The organism is Allobosea sp. GW822-FHT03F07 (genome assembly GCF_058801345.1).
Genome location: NZ_JBXAND010000001.1, coordinates 792,252 through 808,251, shown reverse-complemented (window position 1 = coordinate 808,251; position 16,000 = coordinate 792,252). Strand labels below are relative to the sequence as shown.

General features: G+C 65.2%; 15 protein-coding genes. 1 reads left to right on the top strand and 14 read right to left on the bottom strand.

The genetic code is table 11. The annotated features are described in order from the left end of the window. Positions 1-477 precede the first annotated feature (477 nt). Both AC1RMY_RS03865 and AC1RMY_RS03860 read right to left on the bottom strand, forming a co-directional pair. The gene (locus AC1RMY_RS03865) at positions 478-1,035 is read right to left on the bottom strand and encodes a transglutaminase-like cysteine peptidase (RefSeq protein WP_492862625.1); all 558 of its coding nucleotides are present in this window, start codon (positions 1,033-1,035) and stop codon (positions 478-480) included. 93 nt (positions 1,036-1,128) lie between these two features. Then, positions 1,129-2,556 carry a mannose-1-phosphate guanylyltransferase/mannose-6-phosphate isomerase gene (locus tag AC1RMY_RS03860; protein ID WP_492862624.1) on the bottom strand — a complete coding sequence of 476 codons (1,428 nt, stop codon included), beginning with the start codon at positions 2,554-2,556 and terminating at the stop codon, positions 1,129-1,131. A 196-nt stretch (positions 2,557-2,752) separates the two neighbouring features. Between AC1RMY_RS03860 and AC1RMY_RS03855 the strand changes: the two genes are divergently transcribed. Next, positions 2,753-3,922 (top strand): AGE family epimerase/isomerase, encoded by a 1,170-nt coding sequence (locus AC1RMY_RS03855; protein WP_492862623.1) that lies wholly within the window; start codon positions 2,753-2,755, stop codon positions 3,920-3,922. Between the two features lie 7 nt (positions 3,923-3,929). Here AC1RMY_RS03855 and AC1RMY_RS03850 read toward each other — a convergent pair whose 3' ends face one another. From AC1RMY_RS03850 to AC1RMY_RS03795, 12 genes are all read right to left on the bottom strand, one after another. Next, complete coding sequence (locus AC1RMY_RS03850; RefSeq protein ID WP_492862622.1) at positions 3,930-4,184, bottom strand: hypothetical protein; 255 nt, start codon at positions 4,182-4,184, stop codon at positions 3,930-3,932. Positions 4,185-4,721: 537 nt separating this feature from the next. Next, positions 4,722-5,252 (bottom strand): D-glycero-alpha-D-manno-heptose-1,7-bisphosphate 7-phosphatase, encoded by a 531-nt coding sequence (locus tag AC1RMY_RS03845; protein ID WP_492862621.1) that lies wholly within the window; start codon positions 5,250-5,252, stop codon positions 4,722-4,724. 15 nt (positions 5,253-5,267) lie between these two features. Continuing rightward, the gene (gene rfbA, locus AC1RMY_RS03840; RefSeq protein WP_492862620.1) at positions 5,268-6,155 is read right to left on the bottom strand and encodes a glucose-1-phosphate thymidylyltransferase RfbA; all 888 of its coding nucleotides are present in this window, start codon (positions 6,153-6,155) and stop codon (positions 5,268-5,270) included. Beyond that, positions 6,152-7,060 carry a dTDP-4-dehydrorhamnose reductase gene (gene rfbD / locus AC1RMY_RS03835; RefSeq protein WP_492862619.1) on the bottom strand — a complete coding sequence of 303 codons (909 nt, stop codon included), beginning with the start codon at positions 7,058-7,060 and terminating at the stop codon, positions 6,152-6,154. The genes rfbA and rfbD overlap by 4 nt, the downstream gene beginning before the upstream one ends. Beyond that, positions 7,060-7,617, bottom strand: coding sequence for a dTDP-4-dehydrorhamnose 3,5-epimerase (gene rfbC / locus AC1RMY_RS03830; RefSeq protein WP_492862618.1), 558 nt, complete (start codon positions 7,615-7,617; stop codon positions 7,060-7,062). Before rfbC ends, rfbD begins: the two co-directional genes overlap by 1 nt. Before the next feature lie 29 nt (positions 7,618-7,646). After that, positions 7,647-8,684, bottom strand: a complete 1,038-nt coding sequence (gene rfbB / locus AC1RMY_RS03825; protein WP_492862617.1) for a dTDP-glucose 4,6-dehydratase — start codon at positions 8,682-8,684, stop codon at positions 7,647-7,649. A gap of 115 nt (positions 8,685-8,799) precedes the next feature. After that, on the bottom strand, positions 8,800-9,585 hold the full coding sequence (locus tag AC1RMY_RS03820; RefSeq protein WP_492862616.1) for an enoyl-CoA hydratase/isomerase family protein: 786 nt from the start codon (positions 9,583-9,585) through the stop codon (positions 8,800-8,802). 42 nt (positions 9,586-9,627) lie between these two features. Further along, positions 9,628-11,268 (bottom strand): ABC transporter ATP-binding protein, encoded by a 1,641-nt coding sequence (locus tag AC1RMY_RS03815; RefSeq protein ID WP_492862615.1) that lies wholly within the window; start codon positions 11,266-11,268, stop codon positions 9,628-9,630. A 14-nt stretch (positions 11,269-11,282) separates the two neighbouring features. Further along, a complete protein-coding gene (locus AC1RMY_RS03810) occupies positions 11,283-12,140 on the bottom strand; it encodes an ABC transporter permease (protein ID WP_492863553.1) in 858 nt (285 codons plus the stop codon). 65 nt (positions 12,141-12,205) lie between these two features. Beyond that, positions 12,206-13,147: an ABC transporter permease gene (locus tag AC1RMY_RS03805; RefSeq protein WP_492862614.1), complete on the bottom strand. Its 942-nt coding sequence runs from the start codon at positions 13,145-13,147 to the stop codon at positions 12,206-12,208. Positions 13,148-13,180: 33 nt separating this feature from the next. Continuing rightward, a complete protein-coding gene (locus tag AC1RMY_RS03800) occupies positions 13,181-14,749 on the bottom strand; it encodes an ABC transporter substrate-binding protein (RefSeq protein ID WP_492862613.1) in 1,569 nt (522 codons plus the stop codon). 93 nt (positions 14,750-14,842) lie between these two features. Then, positions 14,843-15,991 (bottom strand): M20/M25/M40 family metallo-hydrolase, encoded by a 1,149-nt coding sequence (locus AC1RMY_RS03795; RefSeq protein WP_492862612.1) that lies wholly within the window; start codon positions 15,989-15,991, stop codon positions 14,843-14,845. Positions 15,992-16,000 lie beyond the last annotated feature (9 nt).

Genomic DNA, 16,000 nt, shown 5'->3' with positions numbered 1-16,000 from the left:
AGAAAACCGGTTAGCCGTTCAACGGCGCGATCGCTAAAATGCCGTGTATTCGGACCCGAGCGCGGAAAAGCCGGCGCGGCGTCCGGGCGGCCTCGCAATACGGGCAGCCCCGTCGCGAGCTCGACCAGGACCAGCGAGGAATATTGTATGAAGTCGAGCGCACTATGGTAAGAGCAAAGTAAATCATCGAATTTCGTCGAGATTTTCTCTAAAAGATCCGAATAACTAAAATTTAGCTATCCACCTCAACGATTCCCTAGAGGCACTCGCGTATCGATCACATATCGAAAGGCGAGGCGCATATGCTTATCTCGATCATGATCGTCCATCTGGCATGCTTCGCATTGTTCCTGGAACTGGCGGAGCGCGCGCCCGAGATGGACTGACGGTGTTTCCAGGACGCGCATCCTGCGTCGTCGAACACCATCTGAACTCGGATTGGCGCGACCGCTCGCCCCCCTCCAGCCAGATCTTGGATTACATCCGCTCCCAGATCATCGGACCGGCAGAGGATTGCCGGATTTTCCAGACATAGCTCGCCTGCCCGCGCGGCTTCATCTCGTTGGTCAGATTGTCGAGCACGAACTCGCCACGGTCCGTCCTGACGATCAGCAGGAGATGGCCCTCGCCGGCTTGCGTTTGCACGACGGTGATGAGCAAGGCGGACGCGGGCAAGCCCAGTCGCAGCAGTTCATGGCGCTTCGTGACGACGTAGTCGTTGCAGTTGCCGATTGACGGATCGATGCGCCATTCGCCGAGCCCCGTCCGCGGCCGGATCCTCGTATTGACATCACGGTTGACCCTCTCGATCGCCGCCTGCGTCTCCGGGGTGAGCGTCACGACGGCATGGGGTGTCCCCGCCGCGCAATCCCCCGCATAGGTCAGGCAGAAGCGGACATATTCGAGCGGCGCGAGGGCATTGCGACCTTGGGATGCGCCGGGCAGCGGCGATCGCTCGATCTCCACCTGCGGCCCCGGCGCACAGGCGCCAAGGCTACCGGCCAGGATCAGGGCGCCGCCCACAGCGTATTTCATGCAAAACCTCACCGCTCAGTCACTGCCAGCAAGCGCACCAGGGTTCCCGAACCAAGCACGGTGGAGGCGGGCTGCCGCGCCGCCGGCCCGTCCTCACGGCCTATTATAGACATCCTCGAAGCGGATGATGTCGTCTTCGTCGAGATAGCTGCCGGTCTGCACCTCGATGACCTCGAGGTCGATCCGCCCTGGATTTTCGAGGCGATGCTTCGCCCCGCGCGGAATATAGATCGATTCGTTCTCCGACAATTCGCTGACCTTGTCGTCGACGGTCACCTTCGCCGTGCCCTTCACGATGACCCAGTGCTCCGAACGGTGCAAATGCTTCTGCAGCGACAACTGCCCACCCGGATAGACCACGATGCGCTTGGTCTGGAACCGGTCCTGATGCTCAAGCGTCCGATACCAGCCCCAGGGCCGGTAGACGCGGGCATGCTGCGTCGCCTCGATACGCCCGGCCTTCTTCAGGCGCTCGACAAGTCCCTTGATGTCTCCCGAGCGCGATTTGTCCGCGACGAGCACGGCATCGCGCATGGCGACGACGACCGTATCGCTCATCCCGAGAACCGCAACCAGTTGCCCGTCACTCGATACATAGTTGCCGCTGCTGTCGATGAATGTGATGTCCCCGACTGCGGCATTTGCGGCGCCATCCTGCGGAGTGATGGACCAGAGCGCGTCCCAGCCGCCGATATCCGACCAGCCGAAATCGCCAGGAACGACGCTGGCGAGCGCTGTCCGCTCCATCACCGCGTAATCGATCGAAATCTTCTTGGCGGCAGTGAAGCAGGCCTCGTCGAGGACGGGCACGCCGAGGTCGGTCGTCGCCTGATCCAGGGCCTCCTGGACATGCCTCACACTTTCTTCGTCATGGCCGGCATATTCGGCGATCATCGTATCCGGTCTGAAGAGGAAATTGCCGGAATTCCAGAGATAGCCGGCCTCGACATAGCGCTGCGCCGTTGCAGCGTCGGGTTTCTCGACGAAGCGGACCACGTCGCGAGCCGTTTCCGTATCGGCCTTGCCGGCCTCGATATAGCCATAGCCGGTCGCTGCGGCGTTCGGCACGATACCGAAGGTCACGATCCTGCCTGCCCCGGCCGCATCGACACCCGAGCGGACGGCCGCGCGAAAGGCCGGCACGTCCAGAACGACGTGATCCGCGGCGAGAACCAGCATCAAGGCATCCGGGCTGTTCGCCTTCACATAAAGGCTGGCCGCCAGGATGGCCGGGCCCGAGTCGCGCGCAACCGGCTCCAACAGGATATCCGCCGCAAGCCCGATTTCGGACAGTTGGCGCTCGACCATGAAGCGATGGATCTTGTTGGTGACGACGAGCGGCTTGCCGAAGAGATCGGAATCACTGACCCGCGCCACGGTGTCCTGGAAGGTCGACCTGGCACCCAGCAGCGGCGCGAACTGCTTGGGAAAGGCCTCGCGCGAAGCCGGCCACAAACGCGTCCCCGAACCACCGCACATGATGACGGGACGAATGGTCCCAAAGGAACTCGAATCGATCATGATGAGTTGCGCTCCGCGCAAAGAGACTGGCCGGGCTGTGTGTTTAGACGCAATCTTGCTAGGAATTCCTCACCAAGACCTATCGTTGGATCGCGCGCGAAATCGAGATCGTGAATTGTCCCTGCCCCCCGCTTTGCCTTGTGCCACCGGCGCCGGCCGATATAGCCGGTAGCGCACGATCGCGATGAGCAGTTCCATGGCGCAACCAAGCTCGAACCTCGCCCGATGGGTCTGCAAGGAGGCCTTGCCATTCTGGCAGTCGAATGGCCGGGACCACATGTTCGGCGGCGTCCATGAGTGCTTGCATTGGGACGGATCACCCGATTTCACTGCGATCAAGAGGGTCCGGGTCCAGGCCCGGCAGATCTACTGCTATTCGCATGCCACCGCTCTGGGCTGGTTCGACGGTATCGCCTTCGCCGGCGACATTCTGGATTGGTTGCTGGCCAAGGCCCGCCCAAACGGGAATGCATCGGGCTTCGTCCATCTGCTGAAGCCCGATGGCAGCATCGCGAATCCGCTGCGCGACACCTATGATCACGCCTTCATCCTGCTGGCGCTGGCCTGGTACGCCAAGGCGAGCGGCGATGCGCAGGCGCGCGCCCTCATCGACACAACGCTCGCCTTCCTCGACGAAGAGATGCTGTGCCCTGACGGCTCCTACCGCGAAGGCCGTCCCGCAACCCTGCCGCGTCGTCAGAACCCGCATATGCATCTCTTCGAGGCCATGCTGGCGCTGCATGAAACGCTCGCTTTCCCCGGCGCCCTCGAGCGAGCCGGCAAGCTCCGCTCGATGCTGATGAACAGGTTCCTGCTGCCTGCACCGATCCTTCACGAATTCTTTGACGATGACTGGGCGCCAATGCCCGGCGATGCCGGCCATATCGTCGAACCCGGACATCAGGCGGAGTGGTGCTGGCTTTTGCGTCGTTACGAAAGCGCTGTCGGGCTTCCACCCGGCGAACTGCCTTCAGCGCTCATCGCCGCCGCCGAAACGACAGCCGACCCGTCGACCGGCTTTCTGATCGACGAGGCGCTGAGTGACGGAACGCCGTCTCGCCGGAGCCGGAGGCTTTGGCCCCAGACCGAATGGATCAAGGCCTGGCTCTCTGAGCAGCGCGTCGGGCGCGACGGCGCGCAGGCGAAGGCCACGCATGCGCTCAACCAGTTGTCGGCCAACTATCTCGGCAAGCCTCTGCCCGGCGGCTGGATCGACCAGGTCGACGAGAACGGACGCCCGATGGTGGATCGGATTCCCGCGAGCACACTCTACCATGTCTTCGCCGCCGCGGTTGAGGCGGATGCAACGCTCCACGCCTCGGCGCCCCCGGCGTCGCCGCGCCTCGCGGCAGGACAGCCGGCCTGATCGAGCCTCATCGCTCGGGCAGCGCATCCTCCAGCGGCTGTTTCAGGATCGGATCGACGCAGATGATCGGCGCGTTCGGCAGCCCATGCGCCTCGAGGCTGATCGAGCGGCTGACGAAGGATTTGTAGCCCAGCCAGGAGCCGATCACGCGCCCGCAGCCGCAAGAGACCGGCGCGTCATCGGCGATGTCGGCGGGAATGATGATCGAGGGAGAGCCACATTCGCAGGCCGCGAATTGCGCCTTTGCAGGCAGGTTGGTCATCAAACTCTCCCCACTGCCGATCAATCGATAAAATTGAGCGAGCAATATCGAGGCCAATAGCATTTGCGCAAAACGAGGGCAAATTCGATCGATTTCGACACCGGATCCAGCCTGCGCGGCGAAAACTATGCTCGTCTGGTATCAACTGGCGCATGAACGGGCGCTGTACGCGTCTGGCGGTCGTTCCTGGCCTCCTCATCATGCCGCTCGCGCAGGCCCCCACCTGGATCGCCGGGAACATGTCCTCGAACAGGCGCAGGCCCATCTCGCGCTCCTCATGCGTGCGATAGCTCGCGCTTCCCGCGATCATCGCGCCCTTGGCCGACTTCGGACCGATAAATCGCGAAAGCAGATCGCCGGCCGCGCGGCTCGCCGAGCGGTTGTCGAGCCCGCCGTCCGGGGCCTGTCCTATCGCACACCGCTTGTGCCAGGCGCTCTGCTCTGCCGGACCCATAGCGGCGACCGCCCGATTGGCTCGCCATCGTGCTGAAGGGCGGCCAGATGGGGCCAGTCGACTTCTTCGACGCGGTCGCGGCCCTATAGGGCGGCCAGGCATTCTGTGACGAAAGCATCCAGATCGCCGCCCTTGAACAGGAAACCGGCGACGCCCGCGGCTTTTGCCGCTTCGAGATCGGTCGTGCGGTCGCCGATCAGGAACGACCGCCGCATCTCCGTCGGGAACGCCTGCATCGCCTTGAGCAGCATACCCGGCCGCGGCTTGCGATCCTCATGGTCGCTGCGATAGGCCTCGACTGTCGCATCGGGATGATGCGGCGCATAATAGAACGCGTCGATCCGCGCCCCGTTCTCCGCCATGATCCGGTTCATCTCGACATGGAGCATGCGCACATCCTCCTCGGTGTAGAAGCCACGCCCGACGCCTGACTGGTTGGTCACCACGACGGCACGATAGCCATGCTGGTTCAATCGCCGTATTGCCGCGAAGGCCCCCTGCACCCAGACGATCTGGTCGATGCGATAGGCGTAGTCGACATCCTCGTTGAGCACGCCATCGCGATCAAGGAACACCATCGGCGCCAATGCGCCGGGCTGCGGGATGACTGCCATCGTCTCTATCCTGATCTAGCCTGTCGGCGTCTGCCCGATCTCGGCCGCCATCCGCAGCAGATACTGGCCGTAATCGCTCTTGGCGAGCCGGGCTCCGAGGGCGCCAAGTTGCTCGACATCGATCCAGCCGCGCCGGCAGGCGATCTCCTCCGGGCAGGCGATCCGCAAATCCTGGCGGCTTTCCAGTGTCCGGACGAATTCGCCGGCCTGCAGCAGGCTGTCGGGGGTTCCGGTATCCAGCCAGGCGAAGCCGCGACCCATGCATTCCACCGAAAGCTGCCCGCGTTCGAGATAGGCCCGGTTGACGTCGGTGATCTCGAGTTCACCCCGTGTTGACGGCTTGAGCGAGGCCGCGATCTCCACGACTTGCGCATCGTAGAAATACAGACCGGTCACCGCCCAGTTCGAGCGTGGCTTCCGTGGCTTTTCTTCGATCGAAACCGCCTTGCCCTGCCCATCGAAACTGACCACGCCATAGCGCTCGGCGTCGCGCACCTGATAGGCGAAGACCGTGGCGCCCGTCTCGCACTTGCGCGCCTGATCCATCATCTCAGGCAAGCCGTGACCATAGAACAGGTTGTCACCGAGGATCAGCGCCGAAGATCCGCCCGCGACGAAATCCGCTCCGATCAGATAGGCTTGGGCCAGGCCGCCCGGATACGGCTGTTCGGCGTAGCTCAGGCTTAATCCCCAATCCGAACCGTCGCCGAGCAGTCGCTGGAAATGCGGCAGGTCGGAAGGCGTCGAGATGATCAGGATCTCGCGGATATCCGCCAGCATCAGCGTGGTCAGCGGATAGTAGATCATCGGCTTGTCGTAGACGGGTAGCAGCTGCTTCGAGATCGCCAGCGTCATCGGGTGGAGGCGGGTGCCCGAGCCCCCGGCCAGAATGATACCCTTCATGATCCCCGCCCTGTCCGTTCGTCTGTGAGAAGGCGCGCCACGCAAGCGGCGAGCGAGCCGCGCCACTCCGGCAGCCGCACGCCATGGGCGAGCGCGAGCTTGCCGCAATCGAGCCTGGAATTCGCGGGTCGGCGCGCCGGTGTCGGATAATCGGCCGTCGAGATGCGTTTGACCCGGACCGGCTTGCCGCCATGCCGCTCCCGTTCGGCGAAAATCGCTTCGGCGACATCGGCCCAGACCGCCGCGCCCGCCGCGCTCATATGGAACACGCCACGGAGGGAAGAGTCGTCCGCCCGGCTGGTCAGGTTGCGCGCAACGGCGAAGATCGCATCGGCGATGTCGAGCGCACCGGTCGGACATCCCGCCTGATCTGCCACGACGCCAATCTCGTCGCGCGTTTCGGCAAGGTGCAGCATCGTCTTGACGAAGTTCTTGCCGAAGGGGCTGTAGATCCAGGCGGTGCGCAGAATCGCGTGATTGTCGGTGGCCGCCGCGACCGCCCGCTCGCCGGCGAGCTTGCTCGCGCCATAGGCCGAGATCGGGCCGGTCGCGTCATCCTCGCGAAGGGGCCGGTCGAGCGCGCCGTCGAAAACATAGTCGGTCGAGAGCTGGATGACGGGAATGCCTAAGGCGGCCGCAGCCCGCGCCGCTTCGCCGGCCGCTTCACCGTTGACGCGCATGGCGAGGTCGGGCTCGCTCTCGGCCTGGTCCACGGCCGTATAGGCGGCCGTGTTGACGATGACGTCGGGCCTGGCCGCGCGCAAGGCCGGCGCGACCGTCTTGGGAACGGCGAGGTCAAAGCCCGGGCGGCGCAGCGCGATGACCTCGACGCCCACGGGTACACGCTCCAGCATGGCGCAGACGACTTGGCCGGTCCAACCGGTGACGGCGATGCGAAGTGTCATCAGTCGAAATACCGTGGCAGTTCGGCAAGACGCGGATGCCCGCGATCCTTCTCCGACAGGGTCAGCCGTTCCGTCGGCAGGCCCCAGTCGATCCCGAGGGCAGGATCGTCGAAAGCGAGCCCGTGATCATGGGCCGGCGCATAGAGCGCACTGACCTTGTAGAGCACCTCCGTATCGGGCTCGAGCGTCACGAAACCATGCGCGAAGCCGGCAGGCACCAGCAATTGGCGCCAGTTCTCGGCCGAGAGTTCGACGGCGACGGCCTTGCCGAAATCGGGCGAGGAGGCGCGAATATCCACGGCGACGTCGAGGATGCGGCCGCGCGCCACGCGAACCAGCTTGTCCTGAGCGAAGGGCGGCGACTGGAAATGCAGGCCGCGCAGCGTGCCGACGACAGGCGAAAGCGAGTGGTTGTCCTGCACGAAGACGAGATCGATCCCCGCCTCGCTGAAGGCCTTCTGGCTATAGGTCTCCGAGAAGAACCCGCGATGGTCGCCGAACTTCTTCGGCTGGATGATCTTCACATCCGGCAGCGCGGTCGCTTCGACGTGCAGCATGCGTTTGGTCCTCTGGCGATCCCAGCCGTTCAGCCCGTCCCGAGCCGTTCTCCGCGATAGACGCCGGAGCGGATATCGCCCCACCAGCCCGCATTGGCCAGATACCATTCGACCGTTCGGCGCAAGCCGCTCGCGAAACTCTGCTTCGGCGCCCAGCCGAGCTCGCGACCGATCTTGCTGGCATCGATCGCGTAGCGCGCATCATGCCCCGGCCGGTCGGTGACATAGGAGATCAGCCGCTCATGCGGGCCGGCCGCATCGGGGCGCAATTCATCCAGCAGGGCGCAGATCGCCCTGACCACGTCGATATTGGCCATCTCGTTGTGCCCGCCGATCGCATAGGTCTCGCCCGGCCTGCCCTTCGCGGCGACGAGCAGCAAGGCGTCGGCGTGATCGTCGACATAAAGCCAGTCGCGCACATTGGCGCCGTTGCCATAAACTGGCAGCGGCTTGCCCTCGAATCCGTTGATGATCGTCAGCGGGATCAACTTCTCCGGGAAATGATACGGTCCGTAATTGTTCGAGCAATTGCTGACGAGCACCGGCAGGCCATAGGTGTGGTGCCAGGCGCGAACGAGGTGGTCGGACGCCGCCTTCGATGCCGAATAAGGCGAGGTCGGCTGATAGGCCGTGTCCTCGCGGAAGAAGCCCTCGTCCCCGAGCGAACCGAAGACCTCGTCGGTCGAGACATGATGGAAGCGGAAGCGCTCGCGGCGCTCAGGCCCAAGCCCGCGCCAATGGCGCAGCGCCTCCTGCAGCAGGACGAAGCTTCCAACGATGTTGGTGTGAATGAAGGCGGCCGGCCCGTCGATCGAGCGATCGACATGGCTTTCAGCGGCGAGGTGCATGACGATGTCGGGATCGAACGACGCGAAGATCGCGCGCATCCGCGCGCCGTCGCCGATATCGGCCCTCTCGAACCGGAAGCGCGCATCGCCGGAGACCGGCGCGAGCGAGGCCATGTTGCCAGCATAGGTCAGCTTGTCGACGACACAGACGCTGTGGCCGGTCTCCGCGATCAGCTTGCGCGTCACGGCCGAGCCGATGAAGCCCGCCCCGCCGGTCACCAGAACTCTCGAAGATGCCGGCAATACCGCTCTCGCTCCCGTTCGGCGCGGATATAGGGGATTCCGCTGCGGATCGTAAGCCCGGCCTTGGCCAGGGCCGCCCGGACTCCCCTTTCTACTTGCCCTGCCATAGCGGCACGCGCTTGCCGAGGAAGGCTTCCATGCCCTCCCGGAAATCCGCGCTGGAGTAGCACATCACCACAAGGTCGTCCCCATCGCCGGCAGCGGCAGCCACGCCGCTGCCCAGCCGGCGCAAGGCCTCCTTGGTCGCCCGCATCGTCAGTGGGGCATGGCCGGCGATCAGCGTCGCCAACTCGTGGGCTCGCGCCATCAGGGCGGCATGGTCGGAGACGATCTCGTTGTAGAGGCCGATGCGATGACCCTCCTCCGCCTCGATCAGCCGCGCGGTGAAGACGATATCCTTGACCCGCGCCGGCCCGAGCAGGCTCGCGAGCCTGGCGTAGTTCGCCATGGAGAGGCAGTTGCCGAGCGTCCGCGCCACCGGGAAGCCGAAACGCGCCGAAGGCGTCGCGACCCGCAGGTCACAGGCGCAGGCGATGCTGGCGCCGCCGCCCGTCACTGCGCCGGTGATCGCCGCGATGGTCGGGATCTGGCAGCTTTCGATCGCGGTGATGACGCGCTCGATCCTGTTCTCATAGGCGAGCGCGTCCTCGGGCTTGTCGAACGCCCGAAACTGCGAGATGTCCGTCCCTGCCGCGAACGCCTTGTCGCCCGCGCCCGTGACGATCAGCACCTTGGGCGCGCCATGCGCGGCCGGGTCGGCGCAGATCGCGGCAAGCCGCTCATACATCGCAAAGGTCAGGGCGTTGCGCGCCTGCGGGCGGTTCAGCGTGATCGTGCCGACCCCGCCTGCGACCGCATAGAGAATATCGTCGTCCATGGCGCTCACTTCCGTAGTCGAAAAGGGAGCGGGACTATCCGGTCAGGCCTGCACAGCGTCAACGGCGGCAGCGCCGGTCGCGAAATCCCGGCCGGGCGCCGCCTCGATCAGGGCGCGCGTATAGGCATGGGCCGGCGCGGAAAAGACTTGGCGTGTCGTCCCCTGCTCGACGATCACGCCCTTCTCCATCACCACGATCCGGTCGCAGATCTGCGCCGCGACCCGCAGGTCATGGGTGATGAACAGAATTGCCAGGTTGAAGCGCTCCTGCACATCCGCCAGCAGCGCCAGAACCTGCTTCTGCACGGAGACGTCGAGCGCCGAGACCGCCTCGTCGGCGATCAGGATCTCCGGCTCCATCGCGAGCGCACGCGCGATCGCGATGCGCTGGCGCTGGCCACCGGAGAACTGGTGCGGATAGCGTTCCAGCGCCGCCGGCTGCAAACCCACCAGCGTCATCAGGTCCCGCGCGCGCTGCATCGCCTCGGCCGTGCCCAGCCCGAAATTGACCGGCCCCTCGATGATCGATGCCCCGACGGTGCGGCGCGGATTGAGCGAACGAAACGGATCCTGGAACACGACCTGGATCTTGCGCCGATAGGGCCGCAGCCGGCCTTCCGACAGCCTGGCGATGTCGATGTCCGGCACCAGGATCGAGCCCACGCTCGGCGGCATCAGCCGGGCGACGCAGCGTGCGACCGTCGTCTTGCCCGAACCGGATTCGCCGACGATGCCGACCGTCTCGCCGCGCCGCACCCGGATTGCCACATCCTTCGCCGCATGCACGACGCGCTCCTTCCGGAACAGCGCCTTGGAGCTGTAGGTCTTCCCGAGGCCGGCGGTCTCCAGCGCCAGCGGACCGAGCACTGGCTTGCGTTCCGCCGGCTTCAGGCTCGGCACGGCGCCGATCAGCATCTGCGTATAAGGATGCTGCGGTCGCGTCAGGATGTCGGCGGCAGGCCCCTGCTCGACGACCTTGCCCTTCTCCATCACCACCACGCGATCGGCGATCTCGGCGACGACACCGAAATCATGCGTGATGAACAGAACGCCTGTGCCACGCCGCCCTTGCATCTCCTTGATCAGCTTGAGGATCTGCGCCTGCGTGGTCACGTCCAGCGCCGTTGTCGGCTCGTCGGCGATCAGCAGGGCCGGGTCGAGGATCAGGGCCGCCGCGATCATCACGCGCTGGCGCTGCCCGCCCGAGATCTGGTGCGGATAGGAGGCGTGCATGCGCTCCGGCTCGGGCAGGCGCATGGATTCCAGCATGGCCAGAACCTTGGCGCGTCGCTCGGACGGACCGAGGTCGGTGTGGATGCGCAGCACCTCCTCGATCTGATCGCCGATCGTCAGCACCGGATTGAGCGCCGTCATCGGCTCCTGGAAGATCATCGCCATGCGGTCGCCGCGCAGCGCCCGCAATCGCTGCGGCGTCGCCGCGAGGACGTCCTCGCCCTCCAGCCTGATCGCGCCCGCGACGGGTTTCAGCACCTTCGCCAGCAGGCCCATCACCGAAAACGCGGTGACCGACTTGCCGGACCCCGACTCGCCGACGACGCAGACGATCTCGCCGGCGCCGACGCTGAGCGAGACGTCGTCGACGGCCCGCGCACGGTCTCCGCCGCCCGGCAGCGCGATGCTGAGGCCGGAGATCTCCAGGACGGGTGTGTTCGCGTCGCTCATCGGCCGGCCATCTTTCATCGTCCAGCCATCTTGGGATCGAGCGTATCGCGCAGCCCGTCGCCCAGCATGTTCACCGCCAGCACGGTCAGGCCGAGGAAGATGCCGGGATAGAGGATGTTGTGCGGGAAGACGCGGAACAGGTTGCGTCCCTCGGCCATGATGTTGCCCCAGGTCGGGATTTCCGGCGGGATGCCAATGCCGAGGAAGGACAGGATCGCCTCGACCAGGATCGCCGAAGCCGCGATGAAGGTGCCCTGCACGATCAGCGGCGCGATGGTATTGGGCAGGATGTGGCGGACCATCAGCTTGGGCAGGCGGGTGCCGGCCATGATCGCTGCCTCGACATAGGGCTCCTCGCGCACCGACAGCACGATCGAGCGCACGACCCGCACCACGCGCGGGATTTCCGGCACGATGATCGCGATGATCACCGCCGTCAGCCCGCTGCGGAACAGAGAAACGACGGCGATCGCGAGCAGGATGCCCGGTATCGCCATCAGCCCGTCCATGAAGCGCATGATGACGCCGTCGAGCGGACGCACATAGCCGGCGATCAGCCCGATCACGAGCCCGATCGCGATCGAGACCGACGCGACCGAGAGCGCGATCAGCAGCGAGACACGGGCACCGTAGACCACCCGGCTATAGACATCGCGGCCGAGCGAATCCGTGCCCATGCGGTGCTTGAAGGTCGTGGTCGAACCGTCATCGGCGCGGATCGTCCGCTCGAAGCCCGGCACGCGGTTGCGCGTGCTCGGATTGATCGCCGTCGGGTCGATCGTGCCGAGCCAAGGCGCGAACAGGCCGAGCAGCGTCATCAACATCAGCACGGTGCCGCCGATCGCAACGACGGGGTTGCGGACGAGCCGCATCAGCACGGTGCGGGACGGCACCACCGGCTCGGCCGCGACCGGCGCGAGAATGCTGGGTTCGGCGTTCAATAGCGGATCCTCGGATCGAACAGGCTGTAGGCGAGGTCGATCAACAGGTTGATGCCGACATAGACGCCCGAGAACAGCAGGATGACGGCCTGGATCGTCGGATAGTCGCGCGCCAGCACGGCATCGACCGTCAGGCGTCCGAGGCCGGGGATCGAGTACACGCTCTCGGTCACCACCACCCCGCCGATCAGGAGCGCGATTCCGATGCCGACGACGGTGACGATCGGCACCGCCGCGTTCTTCAGTGCATGCCGAAACAGGATCTTCCGTTCGACCTGCCCCTTGGCCCGCGCCGTGCGGATATAATCCTCGTTCAGCACCTCCAGCACGCTGGCACGTGTCATCCGCGCGATCAGCGCGATGTAGATCACCGACAGCGTCACCGCCGGCAGCACGAGCCGCTGTACGAAGCCTCCGAACCCGCCCGACAGCGGCTGGTAGCCCTGCACCGGGAACCAGCCCAGGGTGATCGCGAAGACGTAGATCAGCGCATAGCCGATGACGAAGACCGGCACCGAGAAGCCCAGCACCGAGAACCCCATCACGATGCGGTCGATCCAGGAGCCGTGCTTGTAGGCGGCGAGCACGCCGAGCGGGATCGCCACGCAGATCGCGATCAGCATCGTCGCGAAGGCGAGTGACAGCGTCGGCTCGATACGGCCGGCGATGAGTTCGCCGATCGGCTTCTTGAAGAAGAAGCTCTCGCCGAGATTGCCCTGGGCGAGATTGCCGGCCCAGATCGCAAACTGCGTCAGGATCGGCTGGTCGAGGCCGAGCCGGCTGCGGATTAGCGCGATCTGCTCGGTCGTGGCGTTGTCGCCGGCGATGACCGCCGCCGGATCGCCCGGCGTCAACCGCAGCATCAGGAAGACGAGGACGGCGACGATCACAAGGACCGGGATCGTCGCCAGCAGGCGCCGCAAGATGTAGCCGAGCATCAGCGCCGGTTCCGCGTGATCAGCGCCGCCACCTCACTTCTTCTCGACATTCCAGAACACCGGCGCCGGAGCGGTGAGAATGCCGGACAGGTTCTTACGCGCGGCGATCGGCACATTGTACTGGCCGAGATGGACGTGGGTGACGACCTCGCGCCAGCGCATCTGCACGGCCTCGGCGATGGCCTTCTGCTTGGCCGCATCCGGCTCGCGGGCGAAATCGTCGCGCAGCTTCTCCATCTGCTCGTCGCAGGGCCAGCCGAAGGCGGCCTTGTCGCAGCTCGCATTGAAGAAGCCGGCCATCACCGGGTTCAGGATGTCGGCCGAGACCCAGGAGGTCTGCATCAGGTTCCAGCCGCCCTTGTCGACCGGGTCCTTGCGAACGCGGCGCGAGACGACGGTCTGCCAGTCCGAGGACTGCATATCGACCTTGAAGCCGCCCTTCTCGAGCAACTGCTTGGCGACGGGGCCGAGATTGGTCAGCGACTGCAGGTCGGTCGAATGCAGCAGCACGATCGGCTTGCCGTCATAGCCAGCCTCCTTCAGCAACTCCTGCGACTTCTTGAAGTTCGACTCGAGCAGCCCCTCCATGCCCTTCTCGCTGGCGAGCGGCGTCTTGCAGACGAACATCGCCTTACAGGCGCTGTAGTATTCGGGATTGCCGACCGTCGCCTCGAGGAAGTCCTTCTGGTTGAGCGCATAGGTCACGGCCTGGCGCACCTTCGGATTGTCGAAGGGCGGCTGCGTATGGTTGAAGCGCATCGTATATTGCAGGCCGAGCGGGTTGTAGTTCCACAGCTTGATGTTGCTGTCGCCCTGCACCAGCGGGATCAGGTCGAAAGCCGGCTGCTCGACCATGTCGATCTCGCCCGCCAGCAACGCATTGACGGCCTGCTGCTGGTCAGCGACCGCGAGCCACTCGATGCGGTCGACCTTCGCGACCTTGCCGCCGGCGAGGCCCGAGGCCGGCTCGGCGCGGGGCTTGTAGTCCTTGAACTTGGTGTAGACGATCTTGTCGCCGGGCTTCCATTCGTCCTGCTTGAGCACGAAGGGGCCGGAACCGATGAATTCCGAGATCTGCGTGTTCGGATCGGTCTTCGCCACGCGCTCCGGCATCATGAAGGGCACGTTGGACGAGGGCTTGCCGAGGCCGAAGATCAGCAGGCCGGTCGGCGACTTCAGCTTGACCGTGAAGCTCTTGACGTCGTCGGCCGTGATCGTGTCGACGAAGGTCATCAGCTTCTGACCGACCGGGTCCTTGGCGGACCAGCGCTTGATCGACGCGATGCAGTCCGCGGTCGTGACCGGCTTGCCGTCATGCCACATGAGGCCGTCGCGCAGGGTGAACTTGTAGGTCAGCTTGTCCGGCGACTCGCTGAAGCTCTCGACCATCTGCGGCTTGATCGCGCCCGCCTCGTCCATCGCGAACAGCGTGTCGTAGATCATGTAGCCGTGATTGCGGACGATATAGGCGGTGGTCCAGATCGGATCGACGATCTTGACGTCGGAATGCATCACCACCTTCAGCGTGGTCTGCGCCTGCGCAAGCGACGCACCGGCGACGAGCGCCGCCACGGCCACGAGTGATTTCAAACGCCATGCCATGCTGGTTTTCCCCTCACTCGTTTCAGTGATATATTCGTGCGCCGACTGCATGCAGGCTCTGTGCCACAAGTAGGACATGCTGACCCGGCGTGATCAGCCGGTCAACCGAGCCAGCAAGCCGGCCATCAGCCTTGTCCGCTGCGCGAGGCTGTCAACCTCGATATGCTCTTCCAGCGTATGGTAGCCAGCGCCGAGCAGGCCGAGCCCGTCGAGCGAGGCGATGCCGGCCGCGCCGGTGAAGTTGGCGTCCGAGCCGCCACCGGCCGAACCGTGCTCCAGCGTCCAGCCGAGTTCGCCGGCGATCTCACGCGCCAGCCCGAACAGCTTCAGCGTCTCGGCGTCCGGCTCCCAGACCGGGCGGGTGACACCGCGCGTCACGGTGAAGCGCGTGCCATCCTCGTTCTTAGCCGAAAGCGCCAGCATGCGCTCGACGCCACGATCGAGGTCCTCCTGCCGCTTCGCCATGCTGAGCGCCTCCGCCCGGCACATCGTCGGCACGCAGTTGACCCATTGCCCGCCGGAGATGACGCCGACGCTGAAGGTGCAATCCTCGTCGGTCATCGCCTCGATGGCGAGCAACTGCTTCGCCATCATGCTGATCGCCGAGCGCCCGTCCTTAAGCCGCGAGCCGGCATGGCTCGGCCGCCCCTCGGCGGTGAGGTCAAAGCGTGCGATCGCATAGCGCCCGGTGACGACGCCATTGCCCGGCCGCCCCGGCTCCGGCACCAGGATGAAGCGGTGCTTGCGCGCTTCGGCCATGATAATCTCGCGCGTGCCCGGGCTGCCGATCTCTTCGTCGCTGGTGAAGAGCACGCTGACCGGCAAAGGCGTCTCGACCCCGGCCTTTGCCAGCGCAGTGATAGCCTGCAGCCCGGCATAGGCGCCGCCCTTCATGTCGAGGATGCCCGGCCCGTAGCAGCGCGAGCCCTCGCGCTTGAACGGCAGCACCTTCAGCGTGCCGACCGGATGGACGGTGTCGAGATGCGACATCATCAGGATGCCCGGCTCACCCCGACGCGGATGCTGGAAGTCGCCGCGCACGCAGTCTCCGAGCCCCGGCGGACCGGGAATGCGCGTCACCACGGCGCCGGCCGCCGCCAGTTCGGCAGTGGCGAGGTCCATCATCCGGTTGACGGCAGCCGGGTCGAAGGTCGGGCTCTCGCACTCGATCCATGGCTTCAGGCCGGCGACCAGGGCATCGGTATCCAGCGCCAGCTCGGCGGGACGGAAATCGGCAGGCATGGTGCTAGT